Origin of the sequence: Acinetobacter sp. UBA3132, from assembly GCF_002364825.1 — a bacterium.
Lineage (GTDB): Bacteria > Pseudomonadota > Gammaproteobacteria > Pseudomonadales > Moraxellaceae > Acinetobacter > Acinetobacter schindleri.
The window spans coordinates 575-6509 of sequence record NZ_DEZM01000138.1; the positions used below are offsets into that span (position 1 = coordinate 575).

Genomic DNA, 5935 nt, shown 5'->3' on the forward strand with positions numbered 1-5935 from the left:
CAGAAAAAACCTCTCCTTGTACGTAATGCCATGCCTGAAATTTCTGGCCTGCTTGAACCTGATGATGTCTTGGAGCTGGCTCTGGATGAAAACGTGACTGCACGCTTGATCAAGCAAAAAGACCGCGACCCGAACCAATGGTCAGTGAAATCTTCACCTTTACTAAAAGCTGATTTCCAGAAGATGCCTAAATTATGGACACTCCTTGTTCAGGCAGTAGATCACTATTCCTTTGATCTATCGGAACTCTGGAAGAAATTTCCATTCATTCCACAATGGCGCCGTGATGACATCATGGTGTCGTATGCGCCTCAGGGTGGTTCTGTAGGCAAGCATTTCGACTTCTATGATGTTTTCCTTGTACAAGGTTATGGTCAGCGTCGCTGGCAATTAGGTCAGATGTGTAATGCAGAAACTGAGTTTGTTCCGGGTCAGCCATTAAAATTACTTCCAGAAATGGATGTAAACTTTGATGAAGTTCTTGCTCCAGGTGACTTACTATATGTGCCACCTGGGCTTTCACACTACGGCGTAGCTGAAGATGACTGTTTAACTTTCTCTTTTGGTTTCCGTATGCCAAATGTCAGTGACATGATGGACCGTGTTGGAGACAAGTTTGCTGAAAATGAAGTTTTACGTAATCCCCTGACTGATATCATTCGTGATCAAATCAGTGCTGCCGGTGAAGTCACAGCTAATGAGCTTGAATATCTGAAAAGTAAAGTCATGGAGCAGTTACATAACTCCAATGTACTTGAAGATGCCATCATGAGCCTGATGTCTGAACCTAAATACCCAGAAAATATTCCAGAAGCAGAAGAAATTGGTACTGGCGACCTGGAAGAAGCATTAGACCAAGGCTATAGCATTATGCTCGAGCCAGCATCACGCCTGCTTTATACTGAAGAAGATGATGAAATACTATTCTGGGGCAATGGTGAAGGTTTATGTATCTCGGAAGCTTTTGCAGAAAAACTCAAGCTGATCGCCAATGGTGAATCTGTGATGCTCAATCTGGACTTTGCTGATGAAGATATGCTAGAAGACCTGGCAGATCTGCTCAATGAATCCATCCTGATGCTGGTTCCGCCTGCTGAAGAATAAGAAACAAAAAAAGAGGGTCATTTGATCCTCTTTTTTTGTTAGTGACCCAGGAAATTCTTTAATTAAAAAATTTACGAAAATTAAGCGCCATACTGACCTTTTAGATATTTCACAATATCTTTAGATTCGAACATTTTTACATTGGTATTCGGATCGACCAGATAAGGCACCTGGATATTGTTCCCCATCATGGTGAACAGCTGTTCGCGTTTACCGCCTGGCAAGGGCTCATATTTTCCTGGCTTTAGGCGTAGCTTGGCTGGGCCATAATCTTGCCAGCGTTCTTTCGCCACATTGTGGTAGATATAAGGAATTTCCAGCTCAGACAATACACCACGGACTATACGGGTATACGGGCTGGCTTCAAACCCCCACAGCTCCAGAAGCTGTTCAGGTGCAGGTTTATTTTTCTTTAATGGTTTTGCCATACCACCGCGTAAACCGTTGACCATCGTACCGGCAATTGCAGCCACCGGCACCTTTGGATAATTTGAATATTTCGCCGGAGTCTTACCAGTTTTGCCATAATGCTTAAACAGGTGGTGAATGATATCCTGAGATTCGTAAAGCTTATCTCCCGTATTTTCATCTACTAAAAATGGGAACTGGAGTTTGCCTCCCTGCTGTTTTACTTCAGGACGGAAGCGTTTACCGCCTCGTGGGCATGGATACACTTCATAATCAAGGTTGAGTAAAGTCATCACTTCACGGACACGGCGACAGAATGGCGAGCCTTCGTACTCATAAAGCTTTAAGGGTTTTTCAGGCTGGTTTGGAAATGGCGTTCCGGAAACTCCTCGTCCACCTTCCAGAAATGCGGATGCCAATGCCTGTACTACTTTAATCTGATGGCCTAACATATCGTCTGTCCTCTTTATTGTTTTAAAGCCGTGAAAGCAGCAATCTAAACTGCCTGACTTTCACGGTATAGCTGATTTTTGTATGTTTTCAATAAACAGGATTAGTCCACCAGTTTTTCTTTAGACAGCACGATCCCGTTATTGTCCGCATAAACGTATTCACCTGATTGAAAAGTCACGCCGCCAAAGTACAGTGCAACATCGACTTCCCCAATACCTTTGCGGTTGCTCTTTTGAGGAATCGAAGCTAAGGCATGCACACCAAGATCCAGTTCGGCAATCGCATCCACATCACGTACACAACCGTAAATAATTACACCATTCCAGTGATTCTTCACTGCTGATTCAGCAATCAGGTCACCCATCAGTGCACAGCGCATCGAAGCACCACCATCCACCACCAGGACTTTGCCTGCACCATCGGTTGCCAGTAATTCTTTGACACGAGAATTATCTTCAAAGCACTTTACTGTGACAATCTGGCCACCAAAGCTTTTACGTGCACCATAGCTTTTAAAAAACTTGCCATCCAGGCATGGTGTTACGACTTGCAGGTCTTTATCTGGATTATCATCAAGCAGGTCACAAGTTACAAATGGTACGCTGGACACGATTTTTACCCTCATTTCATTTTTTGTATGGCTAAATTATCATAAATTTCAAATTTCACAGTCTGATTCAGGGCTGCATATACCATAGTATGAGCTACCTGCTCGGCTGTCACTGGCTTGTATTTAAAAGAATCCGGTACCAAATGCGAAAACTTGCCATAGAGTTTCTGTGCAGCATCTTCCAGTAAACGTTGATGACCACGTTCACCCATTAATAAAGATGGCCGGATCAGACTGATTCGTTCCAGCGTTAAGGTCTGGATATAATCTTCCAGCTCGCCTTTGACCCGATTATAGAAAAACCAGGATTCAGCATTCGCCCCCATGGCACTAATCAGCAGATAATGCGCATCCGTCTGTTGAACCAGCTCAGCAAAATGGGCATTGATGGTATAGTCCACATTATAAAAAGCATCTTTGGAACCTGCCTGCTTTAAAGTTGTACCTAGACAGCTGAAAGCATGGGTATGTCCGCTGACATCCTGATCATTCAACATCAGAAAATCCTCAAAGACCAGTTGTTTGACTTTGGGCCATTGCTCAAACTCTGGCTGGTGCTTGCGTACCACGACACTGATACGCTTGCAGCTCGGCTCATTAACCAGCTGTTGTACCAAGCTCTTACCCACAAGACCTGTGGCACCAATGATGATTGGATATGTTATGGTTTTAGTCATTTTTTGTACGATCTCCCTGCCTGAATACTAATCTAACGTTTTCTTTAGAATTTTTCTGCAACTAAAATGTTGTCAAAGCATGTCAAGACTTGACTTAAGCCCTCAGTTTCCTCAAAATATGGCACTTGTTTACGGGCTGGTGATAGTTCTTCTGATGTTGGTTTTCAGTTGAGTTTCAGCCCGCCCAGACCAATCTATTTCAAGGAGTGCACGAGTGGCAAACTCTGCTCAAGCTAAAAAACGTGCTCGTCAAAACGTTAAAGCACGCAAACACAACGCAAGCTTGCGTTCTATGGTTCGTACCTATCTTAAACGTACAGTAGCTGCTATTGCTGCTGGCGACTATGCTGTTGCTACTGAAGCTTACAAAAAAGCTGTTCCAGTAATCGACCGTATGGCTGACAAAGGTATCATCCATAAAAACAAAGCAGCTCGTCATAAGAGCCGTTTGAACGCGCAAGTTAAAGCATTAGCTTCTAACTAATCGCAAATGAAAAAAGCCCTTTTAGGGCTTTTTTTGTGCCCAAAATTTAGTAAATCAACAAAATGATCTATTCAATAAAAAGACAATTTTTGAATAAATAAACTTTACAAGATTATTTCCACTCAATTCTTCTTCCTTATTTCCCAATATTTTTAAAATATTCTTTAAAACTTATGGAATCCTATTTCCTGCCCAAAATAGGATTGATAAAAATAAGAACGGAAATATCAGCCAGTTTAATATTTGAATTATTGATCCTTATCCATAGAATGTGGCGTTGTGGTCTTGTCCTGCTCTGGCGAATCCGTATCACGTTTCTGACAGGCGCTTAGACCCACTATAATAACCAAACTTAAAATTGTGATGGTTTTCATTGTTTTTCCCATACTTGAATATCTGCTTAGATATCAGCATAGTGATTTTTGATGATTATTCTATTTCACTTTCATAAGACAAATGTAAAAAGCTCAACCATCATGATTGAGCTTTTAACTTATTTCCTGGTGTGTAATTCCGCATTCTGAAACTGGGAAATATCCAGTTCATGTACCTTACCGCGCCAGATCCATTTCAGTTTAGACTCCTCAAACACATCGCCTTCAAACCAGACAAACAAACCTTCCATCATTTTCGGCCAGTCTTCCCGGCTAACTTCCTGATGACCTGACATGACTGCAATCATGGCTGCCAGAATCGTGTCATGACTTACTGCCAGACTGAGTCCATACGGCGTTTTTGGATGCGTGTTATAGATTAACTCCAGGACATCGACCACACCATGAATCGGATGCTTCATGCCCGGCAAGGCGTTATTCACAAAACTATTAATAAAACCTAATGCACCCTGTTTCTTGAAATATGGCCCAGCCTTCTGAATATCCAGTACAAAACTGCCAGGCTCGACCAGTAAACCTTGTTCGATAATTTCAATGTTATGGGTATGCGATGCCTTATTGGTTGCATCTGCACCTTCAATCATAAGAACTGCAGTATCGACACAACGCTGAATAGGACTAGAAATACAATGCTGAATATGACGATCAGTTTGATTGACCAGATAAGCCCCCCACTCCTGCGCCAGATCACGCCCCTGTGATGTTAATTGCAAGTCATAGCCTGCCAGGCCCTGACCGGCCACCTCTTCACGCAAGGAATGACGCGTAAACAGAGTCACAGGTGTCTTCGTATCAGGCAATAAATCTATTGCACTGAGCATGCTCGGTGGAAGCAGTTTTAATGCCACAATCTTGCCAACTGGTCTATCAACGGAATCAGCTTCACTATAACATGAACGTTACACAGCTCAATCACTACCTTGCATATCAGCCAGCGCTTTAAAGGCCAATATCTTCATCTCTTTGGTCTTATAAGCAATAAAACCACTATTTAATAAGGTCTCGCGCTGGTTATAGCTAAATGGCCGCCCCTTAAAATCTACTAAACCGCCGCCAATACGTTCCAGCAGACATTGACCGGCACTGGTATCCCATTCACAGGTCGGATGGAAGCGCGGATAAATATCCACCTGATCTTCCAGAATCATGCAAAATTTATAAGCACTGCCAGCTTTAAACTCCTCAAACTCAGTAAATTTAGCCAGACTTTCCAGATAAGCCGCATATTTAGGCTTTTTTTGGCTACTCTGACTTAGACCAATATGCACCGTGTCTTGTTGAGATGCTGGAAAATATTCATGCCAGCAATCTTGCTGAATGTCATATTTTAGCGGCATACCTTGTTCTGGACAGAAATAGATAAGCTGTTGTGCCGGAATTGCAAGAATGGCAAAAGTCGTCAGATTGTCTTTGACCAGGCTCAGATTAATAGTGAATTCGGGTCGTTGATGCAGAAATTCCTTGGTACCGTCCAGAGGATCGAGCAGCCAGAATGCAGACCATGCCTGACGGTCCTCCTGTTTACCTTCTTCAGAAAGTAACGGTAAATCAGAAATTTCAGCGAGGACCTGAGTCAGAAAAGTATTGACGCGGTAATCGGCTTGCGTCACAGGCGAATCATCCTTTTTCCTTTCAATGTCAAAAGCAGCACCGGAACAATATTGCTGATATTCTTCTCGCAAAATTTCACAAGCCTGTGTCAAAATGGGCACAAACTGCAAAATCATCGGATCTTGTGGTGCTGTTGTTGCTTTAAACATAGAAAACCTTATATGCCGAATTGCTCAGAAAAACCGCCCATTAT

The 5935-nt window shown here is 42.7% G+C and carries 8 protein-coding genes; 2 read left to right on the top strand and 6 right to left on the bottom strand.

From position 1 onward, the window contains the following. The coding region (locus tag B4033_RS07305; protein WP_286832906.1) for a cupin domain-containing protein at positions 1-1104 on the top strand (1104 nt) is incomplete at its 5' end. Between the two features lie 80 nt (positions 1105-1184). Here the strand turns inward: B4033_RS07305 and B4033_RS07310 are convergent. The 3 genes from B4033_RS07310 to B4033_RS07320 form a co-directional block, all read right to left on the bottom strand. Next, complete coding sequence (locus B4033_RS07310; RefSeq protein WP_108619304.1) at positions 1185-1964, bottom strand: glutathione S-transferase N-terminal domain-containing protein; 780 nt, start codon at positions 1962-1964, stop codon at positions 1185-1187. Between the two features lie 101 nt (positions 1965-2065). Beyond that, the gene (gene rraA, locus B4033_RS07315; RefSeq protein WP_048881709.1) at positions 2066-2575 is read right to left on the bottom strand and encodes a ribonuclease E activity regulator RraA; all 510 of its coding nucleotides are present in this window, start codon (positions 2573-2575) and stop codon (positions 2066-2068) included. 11 nt (positions 2576-2586) lie between these two features. Beyond that, positions 2587-3252 carry an NAD-dependent epimerase/dehydratase family protein gene (locus B4033_RS07320; protein WP_004812676.1) on the bottom strand — a complete coding sequence of 222 codons (666 nt, stop codon included), beginning with the start codon at positions 3250-3252 and terminating at the stop codon, positions 2587-2589. Between the two features lie 214 nt (positions 3253-3466). Here B4033_RS07320 and rpsT point away from each other — a divergent pair, with 214 nt between their 5' ends. Next, positions 3467-3736, top strand: a complete 270-nt coding sequence (gene rpsT / locus B4033_RS07325; protein WP_004786139.1) for a 30S ribosomal protein S20 — start codon at positions 3467-3469, stop codon at positions 3734-3736. Positions 3737-3984: 248 nt separating this feature from the next. On the opposite strand, the gene B4033_RS07330 is transcribed toward rpsT, so the two are convergent. The 3 genes from B4033_RS07330 to B4033_RS07340 form a co-directional block, all read right to left on the bottom strand. Continuing rightward, the gene (locus B4033_RS07330) at positions 3985-4110 is read right to left on the bottom strand and encodes a hypothetical protein (protein WP_286832910.1); all 126 of its coding nucleotides are present in this window, start codon (positions 4108-4110) and stop codon (positions 3985-3987) included. 119 nt (positions 4111-4229) lie between these two features. Beyond that, the gene (locus B4033_RS07335) at positions 4230-4979 is read right to left on the bottom strand and encodes a histidine phosphatase family protein (protein ID WP_286832912.1); all 750 of its coding nucleotides are present in this window, start codon (positions 4977-4979) and stop codon (positions 4230-4232) included. 60 nt (positions 4980-5039) lie between these two features. Then, on the bottom strand, positions 5040-5891 hold the full coding sequence (locus tag B4033_RS07340) for a 3'(2'),5'-bisphosphate nucleotidase CysQ family protein (protein ID WP_004894426.1): 852 nt from the start codon (positions 5889-5891) through the stop codon (positions 5040-5042). Positions 5892-5935 lie beyond the last annotated feature (44 nt).